General features: G+C 39.5%; 15 protein-coding genes. 3 read left to right on the top strand and 12 right to left on the bottom strand.

The features are described 5' to 3' along the window. Positions 1-16: 16 nt before the first annotated feature. From addA to HMPREF9182_RS09230, 8 genes are all read right to left on the bottom strand, one after another. A complete protein-coding gene (gene addA / locus HMPREF9182_RS09265; RefSeq protein WP_009754566.1) occupies positions 17-3,664 on the bottom strand; it encodes a helicase-exonuclease AddAB subunit AddA in 3,648 nt (1,215 codons plus the stop codon). Beyond that, positions 3,661-6,942, bottom strand: a complete 3,282-nt coding sequence (gene rexB, locus HMPREF9182_RS09260) for an ATP-dependent nuclease subunit B (protein WP_009443087.1) — start codon at positions 6,940-6,942, stop codon at positions 3,661-3,663. The genes addA and rexB overlap by 4 nt, the downstream gene beginning before the upstream one ends. A gap of 447 nt (positions 6,943-7,389) precedes the next feature. After that, positions 7,390-8,751, bottom strand: a complete 1,362-nt coding sequence (locus tag HMPREF9182_RS09255) for a sensor histidine kinase (protein ID WP_009443889.1) — start codon at positions 8,749-8,751, stop codon at positions 7,390-7,392. After that, positions 8,748-9,404, bottom strand: coding sequence for a response regulator transcription factor (locus tag HMPREF9182_RS09250; RefSeq protein ID WP_009755054.1), 657 nt, complete (start codon positions 9,402-9,404; stop codon positions 8,748-8,750). The genes HMPREF9182_RS09255 and HMPREF9182_RS09250 overlap by 4 nt, the downstream gene beginning before the upstream one ends. 19 nt (positions 9,405-9,423) lie before the next feature. Further along, complete coding sequence (locus tag HMPREF9182_RS09245; protein ID WP_009443538.1) at positions 9,424-10,641, bottom strand: ABC transporter permease; 1,218 nt, start codon at positions 10,639-10,641, stop codon at positions 9,424-9,426. 7 nt (positions 10,642-10,648) lie between these two features. Next, positions 10,649-11,329: an ABC transporter ATP-binding protein gene (locus HMPREF9182_RS09240; protein ID WP_009754801.1), complete on the bottom strand. Its 681-nt coding sequence runs from the start codon at positions 11,327-11,329 to the stop codon at positions 10,649-10,651. Next, entirely contained in the window at positions 11,316-12,569 is a 1,254-nt protein-coding gene (locus HMPREF9182_RS09235) for an efflux RND transporter periplasmic adaptor subunit (protein ID WP_009443758.1), read from the bottom strand. Before HMPREF9182_RS09235 ends, HMPREF9182_RS09240 begins: the two co-directional genes overlap by 14 nt. Before the next feature lie 30 nt (positions 12,570-12,599). Further along, entirely contained in the window at positions 12,600-12,863 is a 264-nt protein-coding gene (locus HMPREF9182_RS09230) for a hypothetical protein (protein WP_009755067.1), read from the bottom strand. Between the two features lie 255 nt (positions 12,864-13,118). Between HMPREF9182_RS09230 and HMPREF9182_RS09225 the strand changes: the two genes are divergently transcribed. Then, positions 13,119-14,132 (top strand): lactonase family protein, encoded by a 1,014-nt coding sequence (locus HMPREF9182_RS09225; RefSeq protein WP_009443123.1) that lies wholly within the window; start codon positions 13,119-13,121, stop codon positions 14,130-14,132. A gap of 181 nt (positions 14,133-14,313) precedes the next feature. On the opposite strand, the gene HMPREF9182_RS09220 is transcribed toward HMPREF9182_RS09225, so the two are convergent. Together HMPREF9182_RS09220 and eno are read right to left on the bottom strand one after the other, a co-directional pair. Next, positions 14,314-14,718 carry a PaaI family thioesterase gene (locus tag HMPREF9182_RS09220; RefSeq protein ID WP_009755082.1) on the bottom strand — a complete coding sequence of 135 codons (405 nt, stop codon included), beginning with the start codon at positions 14,716-14,718 and terminating at the stop codon, positions 14,314-14,316. Between the two features lie 160 nt (positions 14,719-14,878). Continuing rightward, a complete protein-coding gene (eno, locus tag HMPREF9182_RS09215) occupies positions 14,879-16,183 on the bottom strand; it encodes a surface-displayed alpha-enolase (protein WP_009754762.1) in 1,305 nt (434 codons plus the stop codon). A 193-nt stretch (positions 16,184-16,376) separates the two neighbouring features. Between eno and HMPREF9182_RS09210 the strand changes: the two genes are divergently transcribed. Together HMPREF9182_RS09210 and HMPREF9182_RS09205 are read left to right on the top strand one after the other, a co-directional pair. Next, positions 16,377-16,826, top strand: coding sequence for a YueI family protein (locus tag HMPREF9182_RS09210; RefSeq protein WP_009443707.1), 450 nt, complete (start codon positions 16,377-16,379; stop codon positions 16,824-16,826). 1 nt (position 16,827) lies between these two features. After that, positions 16,828-17,166 (top strand): hypothetical protein, encoded by a 339-nt coding sequence (locus tag HMPREF9182_RS09205; RefSeq protein ID WP_037603151.1) that lies wholly within the window; start codon positions 16,828-16,830, stop codon positions 17,164-17,166. A 109-nt stretch (positions 17,167-17,275) separates the two neighbouring features. On the opposite strand, the gene ezrA is transcribed toward HMPREF9182_RS09205, so the two are convergent. Together ezrA and gyrB are read right to left on the bottom strand one after the other, a co-directional pair. Beyond that, positions 17,276-19,000 (bottom strand): septation ring formation regulator EzrA, encoded by a 1,725-nt coding sequence (ezrA, locus tag HMPREF9182_RS09200; protein ID WP_009754602.1) that lies wholly within the window; start codon positions 18,998-19,000, stop codon positions 17,276-17,278. Between the two features lie 83 nt (positions 19,001-19,083). Further along, positions 19,084-21,033 carry a DNA topoisomerase (ATP-hydrolyzing) subunit B gene (gyrB, locus tag HMPREF9182_RS09195; protein WP_009754600.1) on the bottom strand — a complete coding sequence of 650 codons (1,950 nt, stop codon included), beginning with the start codon at positions 21,031-21,033 and terminating at the stop codon, positions 19,084-19,086. Between the last annotated feature and the right edge of the window lies 1 nt (position 21,034).

Below are 21,034 nucleotides of genomic sequence, written 5' to 3'. Positions count from 1 at the left end.
TTCCTCCATCATCCATCTATTCTTCGACCTTGACCACTTGTAAATCAGATCCCCCCAGTAAAATCAAGTATTTCTCAACCTGCGAAATACCATAAGAACGACTAAGGGCTTCGGCATATAAACTCAACTGAGGCCGGTAGCGTTCTACCAAATCCTGGACATGCTGGAATTTGTCTGTCTTGTAATCAAAGAGTACTATTTTATCTCCAAGTAAAAGATAGCCATCCAAAATCCCCCGAACAACAAAATCCTGCCCACTTATCTTATCCTTCTTAAGCATAGCAAAAGGTGCTTCACGGTGAAGTTTATCTTTATGTTCTTGCATGATTTTTCCAAGCGAACTTTCAAAAAAAGCTACGATTTTATCTAGATCAATCTTTTCTTTCACTGCCGCTTCTGCTTGTACTTGTTTTAGAATTGTTTTTATGATGTTTCTATCAGGCTTTTTATCCAAGGGAATTTTTTGCATCAGTTCATGGACAGCACTTCCGACTTGTGCTCCTGTTACAGAAGATTTCTTAGTAAAGTCAGGAAAAACAAAGGTTTGCGGTTGTGAAATCTCTGTTTTTTTGTCCATAATCTCTACGCCATCACTTTCCATAACTGGTTCATAAAGCTTTTTAATCTGACTGGGAGTACGGACACTTGGTAATTCAATAGCGGCTGCATATTGACGATTAAGCCTATCTACATTTTCTAATACTTCTAAGGCTCTTACAATGTCGTCAGACTGGCGATTATCTGCCAGATTATCTACATCGAACGGACTTTCCTGTATAATTTGACCCACTTTATCAGATGTCAAGTCCTCATCTCTTACAAAACGGACATCAAAGGCAAGGTGATCATCTGAAAAGACAGTCTGAATGGCATAAATCCAATCTTGAAATGAAGAAAGTAGGCTACGTAGAGCAAGTGGTAAACGGCCATGCTCTGCTTGTCCCCAGTTGCGCTTTTCTAGCATTTCTTGGCTTCCTTTTCCGATTAGGTATAGCTTGGTTTCTGCTCTTGTCATGGCAACATAGAGCAAACGCATTTGCTCAGATAAGCTAGCTAGTCGAATCTCTTCTAAGTTTTTTTGATAAGGTAGTGTATCCATAGACAGACGAACATGGGTTAGCATACCTTCAGACTTTTCTAACTCAACGTCGGCTATGTACTTGATGCCGATTCCATTCTTGCGACTTAAAATAATATTAGAACTCGTATCTTGACGATTAAAGGCCTTGTCTATATTGAGTAGAAAGACATACTTAAACTCAAGCCCCTTACTCTTATGCACAGTCATCAGTCGTACAGCATCTTGTGGTGCAGCAAAAGGAACGCTTGCCAAGTCATGTTGATTTTCTAAAATCTTATCAATCATCCCGATGAAGCGAGATAAACCTTTAAAACTAGACTTTTCATAATCATTAGCTCTAAGTGAGAGTGCATAGAGATTTGCCTGACGTTGAGCGCCATTTGGCAAAGCCCCAACATAATCGTAATACAAATGATCCTGATAAATCTTCCAAATCAGTTCATATAAAGAGTGAGTTTTGGCAAAGGTTCGCCATTCTAATAGTGTCTTTTGAAAGAGCTGCAATTTCCTTTTAAGATCTGGCAAGATCAAGTCTTGATGTAGCCCTTGGGAAGCTAAGGCGTTTTCTAACTTCTCATAGAGATTTTCTTGCGATTTTTCATGTCTTTTTTGGAGAGCAATACGAGCTAGTTCATCTTCACCAAAGTCAAACATCGGCGACTTGAGAAGAGCTGTTAAAGCATAGTCATTTAAAGGATTATTAATTGTGCGTAACGTATCCAACATGACCATGACTTCAACCGACTGGAGATAGTTATCTTCTCCACCATCAGGTACAAGAGGGATATGATGTTTTGCAAACTCTGCTAGAATCATATCATTTCGAGTACGAGATGCTGTTAGGAGCGTAATATCCTTAAAAGCGACCGCTTTTTCCCGATGTAAACGAATGATCTCCTTGATTACTAAAGTAACCTCTCCAACGGATATGCTTTCGTCTACTTCCTCATCCGCCACAGAGTCATCGTAAAGTAGAACTTCGGCTCTATTTTGAGGATTAGGCAATGCTTTATCTGGATTTCCTGCTACCAGATAGTGTGTTTCATCATAGTTTATTTCTCCTACTTGCTCATCCATCAATCGCTTGAAAACGTCATTTGTAGCCTCTAATACTTCGATGTGGCTCCGAAAATTTTCCTTAAGAACAATCAATTTCCCTTGACTAGAATCCTCTTGATGACGTTTAAATTTTTCACTAAAAATTTGTGGATCTGCTTGACGAAAACGATAGATAGACTGCTTGATGTCTCCTACCATAAATCGATTGTGTCCACTTGACAAGAGTTCTAGCATTCGTTCTTGAGTGTGATTAGTATCTTGATATTCGTCGACCATCACCTCGTGATAACGCTCTTGGTAAAAGCTACGTACTTCAGGAAATTCTTCTAAAATCTGAATAGCAAAATGACTTATATCACCAAATTCAAAAGCATTTTCTAATTTTTTGCGGTCCAAGTAAGCTTGAGTAAAATCACGCATAAAATCACGCAATAAATACAAAAGTGGCAAGCTATCATCTTGATATTTCTCTAAAAATTCAAATTGGTAAATACTTGCTTCAAGAGTCCGCAAATGCTCGATTTTACTCTTTCTTTCTAGGTTAAAAGCACTGGCAAGCTCTTTTAGTTCTTCCTTTCGAGTACTGATAACAAAAGCTTTTCCTCCACTAGCTCGAGATAAACGTACAAGCTCTCTCAAAACTCTAAAATAATCTTGACTAGACGAAACTTCATGCAAGCTACTTAGCAAATCCAAAGCTATCAACACATTTTCTTGGTATTTAGCTCCCGAAAATTCTTGACTTTCATGATCTAGATGAAATCGGAAATAATCTTCTAAATCAAAAAGTGCAACCTTTACTTGCTGTGAAAGTTTATCTCGCTCCATCTCAAAGTCGGTATTTTCATAGCCTGTCAGAAATACTTCGTTTAGCCAATACTCTGGATTACTTGTTGATTGAAGAAATCGATATATTGCATAAACTTGCTTACGAAAGCCAGAGATATTTTTTTTCGTTCCTGTGAAATTTTTGACTAATTTTTCAAAAATTTCCTTTTTATCACCTGCATAATATTGCTCAAACAGTTGCTGAAAAACTTCATTTTGCAACATGGTCTGCTCGCTTGCAGATTGGAGAATACGAAAATTGGGAGCCAATCCAAGAAGATAGCCATACTTGTTTAGAACCTTTTGCGTGAAAGAGTCCATCGTACCAATATCAGCAGTAGCAATAGCCGCTAGTTGTTGGGCTAGATGTTGTTTTAGCTCCTCGTCAGAACTCTCTTTGAGTTGTTTGCTCAACTCCTTTTCCAGACGTTCTTTCAACTCTCCTGCAGCTTTTACAGTAAAGGTGGAGATAAAGAGCTCCTGAATAGATACTCCTCGAAGAAGCTGATCAATGATCCGCTGAACCATAACAAAGGTTTTCCCTGATCCTGCAGAAGCCGACACTAAAATGTTCTGTCCGGAGGAATAAATCGCCTCAATCTGCTCTGCAGTTCGCTTTTTTTCTTTATTAGAAGCAACTTCGTCATGCTGTAGCTGCTGGATATCTTCTGAACTTAAAAATGGGATCTTTCTCATTTCTCTAACTCCTCCTTCATCTTTTCTATCCATGCCTGGCGTAATTTCTCACCAACAGGACGTTTGTCAAATTTACTTAAGTCTAATTTATCTAACTGTCTGGCTTGACCTAAATGGCGATTAGCCTCAAAGCCAGTAATAGACTTAAACTGATCAACATAAGGAGCAATGTTCCGCCCGTTTTCTGTATAAGGGTTTATTGCGAACTGTCCTGATAGAATCCCCTCTGCTGCTTTTTTATAAAGAATAGTATTGTAGGCCAATAAAATAGCCAGCTCTTCTTGACTAAGGCTATTGACCTTGCTTTTCTCATAAACAGGTCCTAAAGACGCCAATTTATCAGCTAAAAAGAGTCCCTTGTACTGCATGGTTTTAGCGGCTTCTTTGACAGCATCTTCCAATTCCTTAGTATCTTTTAGAGAAACGATCGGATCAGTCATCTGCAAATACATAGCTCCAAAAAGTCCAGAACTCGCTGACTGATCAGTCAACCCTTGTACAGTAGCTAGATAGGTCGGTAACTGAGAATGAAGACCATTAAAAAACTTCTCGAAGCTAAACTTGGTCTCACTAGACTTATAATCTACAACTCCCAGACTTCCATCAGAGAGTAGACGATCAATTCGGTCTACTTTCCCACGAACGGTAACTGCTCGGACATTTTCCAAAATGAGGAAGGGCAGCGCATCATCACCAAAAGCTGTCTCCTCACCGATTGTTTCAATTTCTTTCGTATGGGCTAGTACCTGTCCTGTAGCCCTAGCTGTGTCTAATAACAACTGCTGTGTAAAGTGGCTCTCACTGGACTGATTGTATAGATTTGTAAATTCTGGCTCCTGCATCGTTTCATGGATAGCCGATTCCAATCGCTGATCAAAATCACTACGAACATCACCTTGTAGTGTTCTCTCAAAAATGCGGTGTAAAAACGTTCCATGACTTCGAGCATCTGGATGAATGCTCCACTCTTCTTGTAAGCCGAGCACATACTTGATAAAGTAACCATACTGATTTTTAAAATACTCCGTGAGTGCAGAGGCTGATAGACGCAGAGCCTGTCCCTTAGGATAGAGTGCTTGAAGTGTATCTAACTGCAAAGGTTCACTCCGCAATTCCTTACTGATTTGCGGAATGCTGATGCCTTCTGCTACTAATTTCTTGCGGATAACCCGCACAGCCACCGCCCAAAAGGTCTGCTCCTCTGCTGTCCACTCTCGGTCAATCTCCTCTTGATGAAGCTCGATGATCTGAGACAAGAGAGCTCTGTAGCTACCAATATCGTCACTGGAAGCCTGAGGCTTTTTGACAATGATGGGCAAGGAAAGCGGATCTGCAGTCAATTCCAGCAGATAGGTCGACATACTGTCCTCTACTTCATTGACCAAGGCTGGCGCAGACAAGACCAGCTCTTTGGTAGCAGAATTCATCAGAGACAGAGCCGTATAGCGATTCTTCTTGAGATTTTCTAAACTAGCAATCTGAAGCTCCGCCTGAGAATCCGTCGCGTCATTGAGCCGAGCCCGATCTTCATCACTGAGCAGACTCTTGTTCTGCGCGATTTTCGGGAAACGCTCCTGAGTCAGTCCAATTGCGTAGACGTAAGGAGCAGCTAAAGGCTCTATCAGGTCATAAGACTGGACCTTGACCACATCTACTGTCGCCGGCACCGTCCGATAGTTGGACAAAAGCATGCCTGACAAGACTAAGGCCAAAAAATCGTCCAACTTGACCTTACTATCTACAAAGACCTGAGCAAACTGCTCTAAGACATGGCTGAAAGCCTTCCAGACCTCCTCATGACGCTCCTGCTCCTGCTGACTTTCTCCCTGTAACAGAGCCGTCAAATTATCAGACAAACGGGCTACTTGGACGAACTCCGTAAACTTAGCCAAGAGCCCCGACGCCGTCTGGCTTCGGGATTTGAAAAATTCTTGCAGAGGGATCATGACCCGACAACGAATATGATTGAGACGGTCTAGGTCAAATTTTCCTTGACTATTGACTGTGAAATCCTTGGCTAGCTTGCCTGCTCCCTTGATGTCCGCAAAACGTAGATATTGTTCAAAATGATCCAGCTCCTCCTGGGTCAAATCTCCATAGAGCCCCGTTTTTAAGAGATTGAGCAGGTCTTCCAGTTGAAAATTATAGCGTTTGAGCCGCTCCAAGGACTCGACAAACTGAACCAGCGGATGCTGAGCCATTGACTCGCTCCGCCCCAGATAGTAGGGAATCTGATATTGGTCAAAAATGGTCTTGAGCTGAAGCTGGTAGGCTTCCACATCTCCCAAAAGCAGACGAATATCCTTATAGCGCACACCATCATGAACCCGCTGCCGGATGGACTTAGCCACATACTCCAGCTCTTCTTTCTGATTCATAGTAGCCCAAATCTGAAGCTGCGAGCGGTCTGTCTCACTAAGACTAACCGTTGATTCTGAAAAGTCATAGCGACTCTCCAAAATCTTAGAAATCCGTCCAAAGGCATCTTCCGCTTCCGCATGAGGGATATAGTCAGGCTTGACCTGATAGTCCTCGGCCAGCTTTCTCAAAAAATCCACGCTGGCCTGATAGAGATTGCCCTCACGAAAGGCTGCTCGATAGGCCTTTTGGCTGGCATAGGTCCCGATAACAATCTCCACACCTTTTCGATGCAGGAGACCGACCAAGTATTCCTCTTCGGCAGAAAAACGAGTAAAGCCATCAATGACCAGAGCTAGATTCTCCAATTCCTCATCTGTGTCGCCAGCCAGAATATGCTGAGCAAAAGCAGCAATCTGAGAAGACGAGTCAAAATCCCCCTTATTCAGAGCAGCAGTCACTGCTGTAAAAATCTTGACTAGATCCTCCCGTTTCTCAGGCTCCTCAAGAAATTCCAAATCCGCAAAGGACATCTGGGCTGTCTGCAGTTCATGATAAAGATCCATCAGCTGCTGGATAAACTGGGGATCCTTCTTCATCCTGCCATAGACCTTAAGCTCTCCATCATCTAGCTCTGTCAAGGTTCGATAAATCAGCATGCCCAGACCAACATCGTCCAAGCTCTGACTTTGCCGTACATCATTGAGGACAAAATACCGAGCCATCTGGGCAAAGCGCGTTACCGTAATGGCAAAGGATGCCTTGTTTTGCAAGCACTCCAAAACTGCCCGCTCCTTCTCAAAAGAAAGCGAATTTGGCGCAATATAAAAGACTCGCTTTCCAGCTTCTGCCAGTCGCTCCGCCTCACTCACCAAGACTTTTGTCAGAGAATGACGGATATCTGTGTAAAGTAATTTCATAATTTGTTTTCCTCTAGAAAATATAGGAACATTATATCATTTTTAGCAAGATTTCTCATGACTGATTTTTCTACGAATCACCTACTATTATCTTCCTCATCAAGGATCTAGTAAACAGAACTATTCCACTAGCTACCGCAAGAAGCCTCTATAGCGATATAAGAATCTAAATGTTTGAGAATGGTCAAATAGGTAGATGGATTAAGATAGCTTTTTCCGATATTCTCATCACTAGCGATCACATCAAACTATGAGTTTCTAGAACTTCACAAGCGTCCTCATAAGTTGAGGAAGAAGCCACAGCCATCTCATTCTATTTATTTTTATTATATCCGGCATAATAAAAACGAGAAGGCAATTTTACCCTCTCGCAATACTAGCTTAAATCAACTCACTATTATGGTTCATAAGCTAAATGTACTTTAACAAACCTACTAGTCAAGCACTTTAAAAGAAAATACTAAATCGCATCCACTTGCCATCCACAGCTTCAAATTTATAACGAATCTGGTGCTTATCTAAAATTTGTTTCACAATAAATAAGCCCAGACCTGTGCCACCATCTTTGCGATTGCGACTATAATCAGGCCTGTAAAAAGGTTGGAAAATCTGCTGAATCTGTGCTTCATCTAGCACTCTCTCAGCCTGATTTTCAATTATCAGACAATGCTCTTCCAAGCGAAGGATGATTTCTCCATTTACTATAGTGTAATTGAAGGCATTGTCAATAAGATTTTTAATCGCTTTGACCAGATAAAGTTTATTCCCTTTCATCTGCGCTTCAGCAAGGCTCACTTGAAACTGATAATGCTTCATATCAGCCATTAATTTATAAGTACTGAGATTTTCTTCTAAAACTTGTTTCAATGAAAAAATTTCTTCGTTGACTTCAGTTCCGATCTCGAGCTTAGAAATCGCTAGGATGGACTGAACCAACTCTGATTGCTCCTCTAAAATATTTCGGCACTTATGGAGATAAGTATCTCGGTCTTTGAACTCACCCACGCCATAAATCATACCATCAATCATTCCCATCATGCTCGTGATTGGTGTCTTGAGTTCATGAGAAGTCATTCGAAGAAATTCTGCCTTTTCTCGCTCACTCTCAGCAACCTTTTCATTTTCCACGCGCAATGCTTCCATACTTGTCAATAAATTCGCATAGAGGTGATTGATATCCTGAGCCAACTCAGCAATCTCATCTTTCCCTTTCACTACACAGGAGACATCTGGAGCCAGACTGGTCATCTTACGCGTCGTAGCAGAAATATCCTTAATCCGCTGACTAGAGGTACGGCTGTAGAGATAGGCTGATATTCCTCCTAAACTTAAGGATAGAACCAAAACAAAAGGATAAAGATTAAGCAAAATATGACTAGCATCACTCACCGGTTGAAGAGAAAATTCACCTTGTAAGGTCAATATTTTTTCATCCGATGAGCGAATTTTTTGAGTCATACTCTTGTGCTTGGCAGTACTATCAGCCATTGTAGGTAAAATGGTCAACTGTAAAGAATCCTGTGTCTCACTGACCTCAACATTTGGATAAAGCACTTGTTCTTTGGCATCTGTCAGATTAAACCAGATACGATTATTCTTATGACTATAATCCGTCAGGAGGGACTTCATCTCCTCTATTGACTTACCTTGAATTTGTCGAGTGACTTGCTCAAATTCATGTTTAGCTTCCTGGCTCTTTACCTGCTCATAATAAATCGGCATAGCAAAATAAAGACTTGCTAACACTACTGTCACTACCACAAAAATAATTGAGCTTGTTAGGAGGAAATTTTTTTTAACAATTTTCACGCTTTATCCCCACCTAGCTGATACCCCATACCAGTAATGGTAGATAGTGGAATCCCTGGAATTTTCTTGCGGATATTCTTAATATGATTATCAAGCACACGGCTATCCAGCTCGCTATATCCCCAAATCGTATTCATCAGCTGGTCTCGTGTCACTAAATGTCCTTTACGTTTCGCAAGGACCTCTAAAATCTCATACTCTTTTTTGGTCAAAGCAAGCTTTTCGCCTTGCCAATAGATCGTACAATCTTCCAAAACAACCCGTAAATCACCCACCAAAATTTCAGAATAAACAGCTGTTCGACGTAGAATATTTTCAATTCTTTTCACTAAAATAAGAGGTGAGAAGGGCTTGGTTACATAATCACTAATCAAATGATTAAAACTCACAAGTTGTGTGTACTCATCATCCAGAGCTGTCAAAATCATCACCGGTATTTGAGATGTTTTGCGAATTTCCTTAAGTACATCAAGACCGCTAATAGATGGCAACATCATATCTAAAATGACCAAATCATACGTCTCAGTCTCAAACTGTCGCAAAGCTTCTGCTCCATCATACACAGGTGTTACACTATAATTACTTTCTTTTAAAAATTCACATATCACTTGGTTGATCGTCGTATCATCTTCTACGACCAAAATCTTATACATAGATTCTCCTTATCTATCTTTATTCAAAACGCAAGGCCTCAATCGGATCTAACTTAGATGCCTTGACAGCTGGTAGCAATCCAAATACTACCCCTATTATACAACAAAATAGCAAACTTACAAACACAGAGAAGAGAGAGAGGATATATGGATAGGCCAGAGATTGAGTAATGGCAAAACCAGACAGAATACCTGCTACCACTCCAATAAATCCACCCATCAGTGTTAAAATAACCGCTTCGATTAAAAATTGCTTAAGAATAATTTTACGTCTAGCTCCCAATGCTTTTTTAATCCCGATTTCACGTGTTCTTTCAGTAACGGATACCAACATGATATTCATTACTCCAATCCCACCTACTAGCAGAGAAATACTGGCAATTCCTGCCAAAAGAACAAAGTTAGACTGATTCAAATTATCCAGTTGACGCTCGAATTCCTGCAAATTCATCACACCAAACATATAATCAGAACTAGGGACTTGCTGATTGAGATAATCTCCCACTTTTTTTGCCACCTTCTTCAAATCATCTGCTTTATAAGTCTGTACAGTTACTTCAGGATTAACATTAATAACTTCAAACAAGCGATGCCATTGTTGCAGAGGAATATAGGCTACTCGGTCTGCACCAGCTGTCAAACCGCTCTGCTCTGTCGACTCAAAGACTCCGATGACTTTAAAAGGACTGCCTTTGATTTCAACATACTTTCCAATCCCTCCCCCTTGAGGAAAAAGACTATCATAGAGGGATTTTTCAAGATAGGTTACTTGCTCTTGGTTTTTAAATGCAGGATCTGAGAAATCTGCACCTTCCACAATCCGCATTTTTTTGACATCCGCAAAATTTTGTGAAACAGCTTGCACCTTACCTGATGTTTTCTGCTCTAGATGATAAATTTTATCATCCGTTCCATAAGTTAAAACAGCGTCTTTCACACCAGGGATCTCACGAATCTTGTTAAGAGTCTCTTCTCCCATAAAAGGAATATAGGCTGGCTTTTTAGCCTGTGCTTTTTCTGGAAAGCTTGGATCAATGACATTTTTCTTATCATACACAACTTTAATCGTATTATTACTACCACCGATTAATTGTCTCTTGGTATTTTCTGTATTTCCCTCAATGATAGAAAAAATTGCAATGATAGCGCCAATCCCAATGATAATACCCAACATGGTTAGCATAGACCGCATTTTATGCGATAAAATAGAATTCAGCGCTACAAAAATATCTTCCATAAATAATTCAATTCCTTTCTAGCGCTTTATGCTCAATATTACCATCACGCAGTACCACCGTTTTCTTACACAACTGTGCAACCTCTGGTTCATGTGTAATGATAACAATTGTTTTTCCAGCATCATTAAACTGCTTAAACAAATCCATGATTTGCACGCTGGTCTTTGTATCCAAAGCACCTGTCGGTTCATCTCCAAGAATGAAACTTGGATTAGTAACCAAAGCACGGGCAATCGCTACCCGTTGCTTTTGTCCACCAGACAGCTCCATCGGTTTAAACTCGCTTCGCTCCTCTAGACCAACCAAACGGAGCATTTCAAGCGCTCGTTCTCGGCGTTCTTTTTTAGGTACTTTCATATAAGTTAAAGGCAATTCTACATTTTGACAAGCTGTTAATTTAGGCATCAAATTAAAGTTTTGAAAAACAAAACCAATCTTTTGATTACGAAGATCGGATAATTGATTGTCTGATAACTTAGACACATCCGTCCCCTCAATATGGTAACTACCTGAATTTGCCTTGTCGAGACAGCCAATGATATTCATCAAAGTTGACTTCCCAGAGCCAGACGGTCCCATAATAGCTAGAAAATCTCCCTCTTTCACATGAAGATCGATCCCTTTTAAAATAGGAAACTCTTGGCTACCTTGCTGATAAGATTTATGGATTTCTCTAAGCTTTAACATCAGCTCCTACCTCCATACCATCTTTCATACCAGCCTTCACACTGGAAATGCTGTCTTCCATCTTCAATCCTTCTGTGATTTCAACAAGTGAACCTTTCAGTGCTTTTGTTTTCACTTCTTGTTTCTTCACTTTTTTATTCTCAACTTTCCAGACGTAAGATTTTCCATTTTCTGTGAAGACATAAGACTTATTCACAACGATTTTACCAGCCTCTGGCGCATTTTCAATAACATTAACATAAGTATGTGAGCCAATCAAAGGCATCTTTTCTGCTTTATCCAACTCAACCTTATAAGGATACTTAGACTGGTTAGGATTTTCCTGTTGTTGTTTATTTCCACCAGCTGCTGCTTCTGCTGTTAGCGTCCCTACTTGAGTCACTGTACCAGTCCATTTTTTCTTAGGATCTTTACGGTCAACTACCTCAACTTTTTGTCCTACTTGTAATTTTTCACGATCAAACTCGCTAACATTTCCTTTGACAAAAGTCTTGGATTTATCCATGATTTCAATAAAGTTTTCTTCTTCTTTCTTGGCCTTAGACTGTCTTGGCAAATCTTCATTCATAGCCGTAATTGTTCCAGCTGTATCTGCTGTAACCGTATCATACTTCATTCTGTCAGACTCTGTTTGAGCTGTCATCTGGGCTTTTTCTGCTTCAATTTGAGCATTTCTGACCTCATTATCTGCTGAATTTGCATCGCTCAAACTTTGTGCAACTTCATCCTCAGCAGATTTGATTTGATCCAAAAGTGACTCGTCTTTATTGCTATTATATTTTTCACGCAAGCTATTCAAGTGAGCCAATTTACGATTATAGGTCTCCCATTTAATACTTGCATTACTTTGAGCTGTCCCAATACTATTTGACTTAGCTTGTGCATCGTATTGTGCTGATTGAGCCGTTAACTCTTGTGAAGTCACATAAGAGAACAAAGGTTGTCCAGCAGTGACAGTATCACCATTTTTTACAAAAACTTCCTTGACTTCTCCTTTTGAAGGATCAATCTTAACCTTGCTGCTATTGTTTGCTGCCACTTCACCTGACAGTACTAGACTCTTCTTTTTCGCTTCATCTACTGCTTCTCGTACAGTTTTAGAGTCGATTTTGTTATTGACAGTAGTGGTTTGGCTTTGTCCTGGTTGCAAAAGGAAATAACCACCAACACCTGCACATCCTAATAAAATAACACTACTAATCAAAACGATTTTAGAATTTTTCTTTTTTCCTCGTAACATATTGCCTCCAGGTCTTAACATAACTTATTCTTATTCAGCACTTGAACCTTCAGTTTCAGCACCTTCTTCATTTTCTACAGGAATTTGAACAATATTTCCATCTGGCATGGTGTATTCTGTTACTTCCTTCCCATCTACTACTTTGCTCTTCTTATCAACAGCATCTTTTTTATAGTCAATAGACTTCCCTTCCAGTGTCTCTGTCTTTTGATTATTTTTTGATCCACAGGCCGCTAGAAATGTACCCGACAAACCAAGAATTGCGATAAGAGTAGCTATTTTTTTAAAGTTCATGAGATTCTCCTTAAATTATAATGTTGGACTCTAAAAGTCATCATGCTTTCCTTTCAAAACATTGTTGACTTTTGTCCTTTTGGTTTTGTTTGAACAAGTCTATTCTAACAAAGCTATCTATACCCCTCCTACCCAGTATCTGTTTTTTTGTGTTTTTTAAAATCAGTCATTTTTTACATTTTATGATGAAAACCATTCTAAAACGTTTTATGATATAATGACAATATCGCATCAAATCAAATATGAGGTAACATCATGACACAAACTGTTTATTTTGGCACATATACCCGCCGAAAATCAGAAGGGATTTATAAAGCGGATTTTGATACAAATACTGGTCTACTTTCTAACCTAACACTAGTAGCGAAGGAATCTAGTCCAACCTATCTAGCTTTTGACAAGGCAGGTTTTCTCTACTCAGTTGGAGCTGAAAATGGTCAAGGAGGAATCGCAGCATTTGATCCTCAAAAACAACTAATAAATCATGTTGTCGATGAAGGAGCACCACTCTGCTACGTTTCTGTTGATGAAAAACGACATCTCGTCTACGGAGCTAATTACCACAAAGGGCAGGTATTGGTCTACAGACGCCTAGCAAACGGTAGTCTTGAATTAGCCGATACTACTAGCCACAAAGGTGCTGGTCCACATGAGAATCAAGCTTCTGCACACGTACACTTTGCCGACTTAACCCCAGATCAATATCTTGTGACTTGCGATTTAGGAACCGATGAAGTCACGACTTATACTGTCTCTGAAAATGGAACCATTCACCTTCTTGATACATATAAGTGTGCTGCTGGAGCAGGTGCGCGTCACCTTGTATTTCATCATTACCAAAAAATGGCCTATCTTATCTGTGAACTAAATTCAACTATTGAAGTACTAATTTATGATGGAGTTGGCCAGTTTGAGCGTTTGCAGACCGTTTCCACCACCCCCGAAGACTTTAAGGGAGCAAATGGCACAGCAGCTATCCGAATTTCTGCAGACGGCAAATTTTTATACGGTTCAAATCGAGGACACGATTCTATTGCTGTCTACAAAATTGCTAATGATGGTTGCCTTGAATTGGTAGAAATCATACCAACCAACGGGAAAACTCCTCGCGATTTTAACATCACACCAGATCAACAGTATATTATTGCTGTTCACCAAGATTCTGATAACGCCACCGTCTTCAAACGAGACTCTGAAACCGGGAAATTAACCGAAATCTCTCATGACTTCTATGTTCCAGAAGCCGTCTGTGTTACCTTTTATTCTTAAAAATGGAGGCTGGGACAAAAGTCCTAGCCTCTCAATTGTCTTTGGATTGTCGAGCAAGACGCAGTGGTTGAGTGGGCTCTACTACGCTGATTTCATAAGCTTTTACAGCCCTACTCAACTGTGCGGAGGTGGGACGACGAAATCGAATTCTAACGAATTACCGATTTCTGTCCCACTCTCATTAAATACTAATCTGGCTTTCTTCTTTTCTTTGCCCTGTAATAAACATAGTAAAAGTAGCCTTACAAACATTTTTATTTTCTTGATTACTAATCACAACATCAACAATTCGAGTTTTCCGACCTGGATGAACACAAATTCCTGAAACTGTCAGCTTATCACCAAGATTTCCTGCTCGCAAATAATTGATTGATGACTGAAGCGTTACCCCATCCAAACCTTGGGAAATCAGAACCAAACCAGAAATTTGATCGCACAATGTAAAAAGATAACCACCATGAGCATTCCCATAATAATTCAAGGAAGATTGCACAACTTCAGTCGTAACCACAACTTGTCCATCTTGCATTTTTTCAATCTCATAGTTTTCAAAGGCTGAAATCGCATCAAAGTGAAAGTCTTTCATTTATTTCTCCTCACAATCTGTGTTTTATCATACTACTTTTTAGTAAATCAAGCAAGAAATCTCTTCTTTTCTAGTTTCTTGCTTAAGAAATTTAGCGCTTAAAAAGTCACAAAAAGCATTCTAGGATATGACCTAGAATGCTTTTCTATCTATTACTAGATTATTTTTTCAAGTTGTAGAATGATTTCAAACCACGGTATTCAGCAACATCACCAAGTTGATCTTCGATACGAAGCAATTGGTTGTATTTAGCAATACGGTCTGTACGTGAAAGTGAACCAGTCTTGATTTGACCTGCATTAGTTGCAACTGCGATGTCAGCGATTGTTGAATCTTCAGTTTCACCAGAACGGTGTGATACAACTGCAGTGTAACCAGCTTCTTTAGCCATTTCAATCGCTTCAAAAGTTTCAGTAAGAGTACCGATTTGGTTAACTTTGATAAGGATTGAGTTTGCAGCACCTTCTTTGATACCACGTGCAAGGTAGTCAGTGTTTGTTACGAAGAAGTCGTCACCAACAAGTTGTACTTTCTTACCAAGACGTTCAGTAAGAGCTTTCCAACCATCCCAGTCATTTTCATCCATACCGTCTTCGATAGTGATGATTGGGTATTTGTTAACCAACTCTTCAAGGTAGTCGATTTGTTCTGCAGATGTACGAACAGCAGCGCCTTCACCTTCAAATTTAGTGTAGTCGTATACTTTACGTTCTTTATCGTAGAATTCTGATGATGCACAGTCAAATCCGATAAATACATCTTTACCTGGAACATAACCAGCAGCTTCGATAGCAGCGATGATAGTTTCTACACCATCTTCAGTTCCTTCAAAACGAGGAGCGAATCCACCTTCGTCACCAACGGCAGTTTCCAAACCACGAGATTTAAGGATTTTCTTAAGAGCGTGGAAGATTTCAGCACCGTAGCGAAGTGCTTCTTTGAATGTTGGAGCACCAACTGGCAAGATCATGAACTCTTGGAATGCAATTGGAGCATCTGAGTGAGATCCACCATTGATGATGTTCATCATTGGAGTTGGAAGAACTTTAGTGTTAAATCCACCAAGGTAGCTGTAAAGTGGGATTTCAAGGTAGTCAGCAGCAGCACGAGCTACAGCGATAGACACACCAAGAATTGCGTTTGCACCCAATTTACCTTTGTTAGGAGTACCGTCCAAAGCGATCATTGCACGGTCGATAGCTTGTTGATCACGTACATCATAACCAATGATAGCTTCAGCGATTACATTATTTACGTTATCAACTGCTTTTTGAGTTCCAAGACCACCGTAACGAGATTTGTCACCATCACGAAGTTCAACTGCTTCGTGCTCACCAGTAGAAGCTCCTGATGGAACCATTCCACGTCCGAAAGCACCTGATTCAGTGTACACTTCTACTTCAAGTGTTGGGTTACCGCGTGAGTCTAAGACTTCGCGAGCGTAAACATCAGTAATAATTGACATTTTTTACTCTCCTTTGAGTTTTTTATTTACCTTACTATATTACCCTAAAAAGGCTTTTTTTCAAGGAAAAATAATATCTTTAGTCTTAAAAAATCCTGATTCAATAAGTAATCGCTTACATCTTGTTTTGTTAGTTTCACTCTCTCTACAGTCATCTCTTTGCAGTGTTATGACTTTATGCTATACTAAAACCATGACTGATATCAATAAAGTAATCATGGAAAAATCTCAGGGCGGAGTCAAGCTCAATCCCGATGAACAAAGACGCTTTTTAGGAACTTTTGAGGAGCGAGTGCTAGCTTCCTGCTCTATTGAGCAAGCAAATAAGACCCTCATTCGTAGCCATTTCAAAGAAATGCTCAGCGGCATCATGAAGGACTATCAGCCTGTTTTCGTAAAAATTTCTCCAGAAGTCGAGTCTGGAAATCAAATCTTTTATCTAAAAACGTCCAAGGAGCTGGGCTGCGAGGCGACTATTGTCTCAAGCGATTACCAATCTTCTCCTTTTGGTCTAATTGTCCATAGCGACCATCTTGTTCAAGTAGATGACAAAGATATGAACCAACAGTTTGCTAGCCTCCTTCAGCCAGCAGAAAAAACAGCAAAAGAAAAGCACTCCCTCTGGAAAAAATGGTTTGGATAAGATGACAAATTTAGAAAAACTTTTTGCCTTCTTTGAAGCAGAAAATCAGCGAGATTGGCAAATCTACGAGACTTTTCTTTCTGATCATGTCAGTTGGGAATTAGAGGGTGACACAATTGAAATTTTCAAAAACAAAGCGGACTATCTGACTAAAATTCAACAAGTCTACTATAACAATCCCGTCCAGTTTCGTTGTACTTATTATCAGCTTAGCCCAGACCAGAATCGAATTATGACCATTTTAGAAAATGACTTTGGCGACTTGTCTTGTGACATCTTTTTCTTTGAAAAGGGCATGATAGTCAAAGAAATTGAATACCTACTAAAAAAAGCGGACTAACCGTTTTTTTAGTACTGATTCAAAATGGCAAGAAAATGTTGTACCTTTTCTGATTTGCACCAATCAAGTCGATTATTCCATTACAAAAAAAGCTCCTAAAGGAACTTTTTTAGAAACGAATATTTTCACGTGTCTTTTCATAAGAAGTCACAAAGCGATTTGTTACGCCAGGCTCAACAACTTCAAGTGCTTGAGAAATAACTTCAAATGAAGTTTCATAATCAAATTGATGTTCAAAGATATCCAATGCTTTATTAAAAGCTTCTTGAATGCTTTGATCAAATGAGCGATAACGGTTGGAATATTGCAATAGTTGCTCTGTTAAAGTTGCATATTGAACGATGTGATAAGTTTCATTTTCCAAATCATGGATATTGCCTGTCACATCTTCCAAAAGACGGTTCACATTATCAATATTCACACGTAATTGTTCTAACTCAGCCAATAAAGCTTCTGTATGGTCACTTGCAACAAAGAATGTTGTCATGAATGTCTTAGGAATCCCTGGCAAATTACGTTTTTCCATATACCGTTTAATGGTATGGAGTTTATTGATGTAGATATTGACTTTTTGTCGTGCATTATCATCATCTTTTTCAATTTTTTCCAGGCGTTCTCCCAAGATAATTTGTTCATCTTCAATTTCCTTCAAGCGAGCTTGAATTGTTTCAAGCGACTCTTGAGTCAATGAGTAAGCCTGTTTACTTTCAGCAGAATCTTCCACTGTTGATAAGACAACAGATTCTAAACTAGACAATTCACTCTGTAAATCTCGTACTTTCTCATCTTCATTATCAGACAAAAGATACATCTTAGACAAACGGTCCAATTCACTTTGAAGTTGTTGGTTATTTTCCTTTGTATGAGCTAAGTATGCTGGCAGACTTTCAATCAATTTTTCAACGACTCGTTGAGCTGTGATTTCACGAGTAAAGATGTCGTATAATGTATTGATTTCTTCTTGGATCTGTTCATTTTCATATTGAGCGTTATCCAATTCTAAAGCTGCAATATTATCGTGATTTTGGTTAATCGTAGCATGTAATTGGTAGAAGCGAGACTCGATATCTGTCTCAACAAAGTGATAGCCAGCCTCAACTAATTTACGATAACCAGATTCCAAATCTTCTAATTGATCTGGCAAAGTTTTTGTTAACTCTGTTACAATACCGGGTACTTTTTCTACAATATGAGTCAAAGCTAAAATATGATTTTCAGTTTTATCCAAAATATCCGCAGCTTCTACAGGATCTCCTGAAGAGTTTAGTGTCACAAATTGCGAAAACTCTGATTCGATATTTTGCAACTGTTTTTGGATTTCATGTACAGCTTGGCCATATTGCTCTGTATCTTCGGCAACTTTAACCTGTAAATTTTCAAATAATTCTAAAGCATGAAGAACTCGACCGCTATTTTTAGCTTCTTGTTTCTCTAACTCAGCTAAGGCATCACGAATCGCAGCAATATCTTCTTCGACCAAGTTAATCTGACTTTCAATATTATCAATTGCATGCTTAGCTTTGATAAAACGGAAGGAATTGTTATAGCCTTCAGCTTCAAAAATATTATTTTCAATATCAGCAAACGAATTTAGAGAAAGATCAACCCATTTTTGGTTCCACTCACGGAAAGTCACCTGACTTTGACCAATGAGATGCATATTCTTAATCGCCTCTACTTCATCATTCACCGGAAGATTGTACAGCTTTTCTTTACGTTCTTCCAGATTATCTAGTAGAGTCTCATTTCTCTTTCTTAGTACAACAGCAGCCACATAAGCCAATATCAGAGCTACTGCTATGACTATGATTAGAATAATTAGTCCGTTAGACATATAAAACTCCTTCATAATTACTTGAGAATAATCATACTGATTATATCATAAATTTTTTAGTCTTGTATATTTTTTCTTAATTTTTATACATCTAATGTGCTATAAACCGCATTTTCTTCGATGAATTCTCTACGAGGTTCAACACGATCTCCCATCAGCATATCAAAAATCTTATCTGCTTCGGCTGCATCGTCTACAGAAACACGCGCCATCAAACGGTGTTCTGGATCCATCGTTGTTTCCCATAATTGATGATCATCCATCTCTCCAAGTCCTTTATAGCGCTGAATAGTAGGCTTAGAACGGCCCTCGCTATAGCGCGCCAAAGCTTCTTGAAGCTTGATTTCCTGATCTGCTCCAGGCTGAATGTACTCTTTAATCTCACTTCCAACCTTAACGCCATAGATCGGTGGCTGAGCGATGTAGACATATCCCGCCTCAAGAACTGGCTTCATATAGCGGTAAATCAAAGTTAAAAGAAGCGTTCGAATATGGGCACCATCAACATCGGCATCCGTCATAATAACTAACTTTTGATAACGAGCTTTGCTCACATCAAAATCCGCACCAAAACCTGTTCCCATCGCTGTGAAAAGACTGCGAATTTCTTCATTAGCTAAAATCTTATCCATACTAGCTTTTTCAACATTTAGAATCTTACCGCGAATTGGTAAAATAGCTTGGAATTCACGATTACGTCCGGACTTAGCTGAACCTCCCGCTGAGTCCCCCTCAACAATAAAAAGTTCTGTTTGAACAGGGTTGTTTGAAGAGCAATCTGCCAATTTACCAGGCAGGTTAGAAATTTCTAAGCCCGATTTTTTACGGGTCACTTCCCGAGCTCGTTTAGCCGCAATTCTCGCTTTAGAAGCTAAGATTCCTTTTTCCACGATCTTCTTAGCAACTGCTGGATTTTCCAAGAGAAAGTCAGAAAATGCTTCACTGAAGAGGCGATTGGTGATCTTGACAACTTCACTATTGCCTAATTTAGTCTTAGTTTGTCCTTCAAATTGAGGATTTGGGTGTTTGACAGATATGACAGCTGTTAAGCCTTCTCGCACATCCTCACCAGTTAAGTTGTCATCATTTTCTTTGAGAAGCTTATTTTTCTTAGCATAATCATTAATCACCCGAGTCAGAGCAGTACGGAACCCTTGTTCATGTGTTCCACCTTCATGGGTGTGGATATTATTTGCAAAACTCATCACTGTTTCATGATAGCCAGTTGTGTATTGCATAGCTACTTCAACTGTGATGTCATCCATCTCACCGTCTGTATAGATAGGAGAGTCAAAAATCACTTCTTTGTTTTCATTGATGTATTGGACATAGCTAGCAATCCCACCTTCATAGTGGTAATTCTTCGTCTGCTCCATTCCATCGCGCTTATCCGTAATGGAGATAGAAAGGCCACGATTAAGGAATGCAAGCTCCTGAATCCGTTTATTTAGTTTATCAAAATCATATTCAACAGTTTCTGTGAAGATTTCTGGATCAGGAGTGAAGTGAACTGTTGTTCCTGTACGATCTGTATCTCCAATGACTTTTAAGTCAGCTACAACTTGACCACGACGGTATTCTTGAAAATGAATTTGACCATTTTTATAAACTTTGACATCTAGCTGAGTCGAAAGTGCATTTACAACAGAGGAGCCTACTCCGTGTAGACCTCCAGACACTTTATAACCGCCACCGCCAAATTTTCCTCCAGCGTGTAAAACGGTAAAAACAGTCTCTACGGCAGGGCGGCCTGTCTTTTCTTGAATATCAACAGGAATACCACGTCCATCATCGACAACCGTGATAGAATTATCTTTTTCGATATAGACTTGAATATGAGTAGCAAAACCTGCAAGAGCTTCATCGATAGAGTTATCCACGATTTCCCATACCAAGTGGTGTAGACCTTCCTTGGAGGTTGAACCAATATACATCCCTGGTCGCATGCGGACAGCTTCAAGTCCTTCTAAAACCTGAATCTGGCTGGCATCATATTCTTGCGATTGGATGTCTTGTTGCATTTCTTCTGTCATA

Source organism: Streptococcus sp. oral taxon 056 str. F0418 (genome assembly GCF_000220065.1).
GTDB lineage: Bacteria > Bacillota > Bacilli > Lactobacillales > Streptococcaceae > Streptococcus.
Note: the sequence above shows the minus strand (reverse complement) of the source record. Positions and strands in the feature narration are given on the sequence as shown.

Coding starts and splice junctions, on each gene's coding strand:
- HMPREF9182_RS09210 (WP_009443707.1), top strand. CDS start 16,377: ATGACTGATATCAATAAAGTAATCATGGAAAAATCTCAGGGCGGAGTC.
- HMPREF9182_RS09225 (WP_009443123.1), top strand. CDS start 13,119: ATGACACAAACTGTTTATTTTGGCACATATACCCGCCGAAAATCAGAA.
- HMPREF9182_RS09240 (WP_009754801.1), bottom strand. CDS start 11,329: ATGTTAAAGCTTAGAGAAATCCATAAATCTTATCAGCAAGGTAGCCAA.
- HMPREF9182_RS09245 (WP_009443538.1), bottom strand. CDS start 10,641: ATGGAAGATATTTTTGTAGCGCTGAATTCTATTTTATCGCATAAAATG.
- ezrA (WP_009754602.1), bottom strand. CDS start 19,000: ATGTCTAACGGACTAATTATTCTAATCATAGTCATAGCAGTAGCTCTG.
- addA (WP_009754566.1), bottom strand. CDS start 3,664: ATGAGAAAGATCCCATTTTTAAGTTCAGAAGATATCCAGCAGCTACAG.
- HMPREF9182_RS09230 (WP_009755067.1), bottom strand. CDS start 12,863: ATGAACTTTAAAAAAATAGCTACTCTTATCGCAATTCTTGGTTTGTCG.
- gyrB (WP_009754600.1), bottom strand. CDS start 21,033: ATGACAGAAGAAATGCAACAAGACATCCAATCGCAAGAATATGATGCC.
- HMPREF9182_RS09250 (WP_009755054.1), bottom strand. CDS start 9,404: ATGTATAAGATTTTGGTCGTAGAAGATGATACGACGATCAACCAAGTG.
- HMPREF9182_RS09205 (WP_037603151.1), top strand. CDS start 16,828: ATGACAAATTTAGAAAAACTTTTTGCCTTCTTTGAAGCAGAAAATCAG.
- HMPREF9182_RS09235 (WP_009443758.1), bottom strand. CDS start 12,569: ATGTTACGAGGAAAAAAGAAAAATTCTAAAATCGTTTTGATTAGTAGT.
- rexB (WP_009443087.1), bottom strand. CDS start 6,942: ATGAAATTACTTTACACAGATATCCGTCATTCTCTGACAAAAGTCTTG.
- eno (WP_009754762.1), bottom strand. CDS start 16,183: ATGTCAATTATTACTGATGTTTACGCTCGCGAAGTCTTAGACTCACGC.
- HMPREF9182_RS09220 (WP_009755082.1), bottom strand. CDS start 14,718: ATGAAAGACTTTCACTTTGATGCGATTTCAGCCTTTGAAAACTATGAG.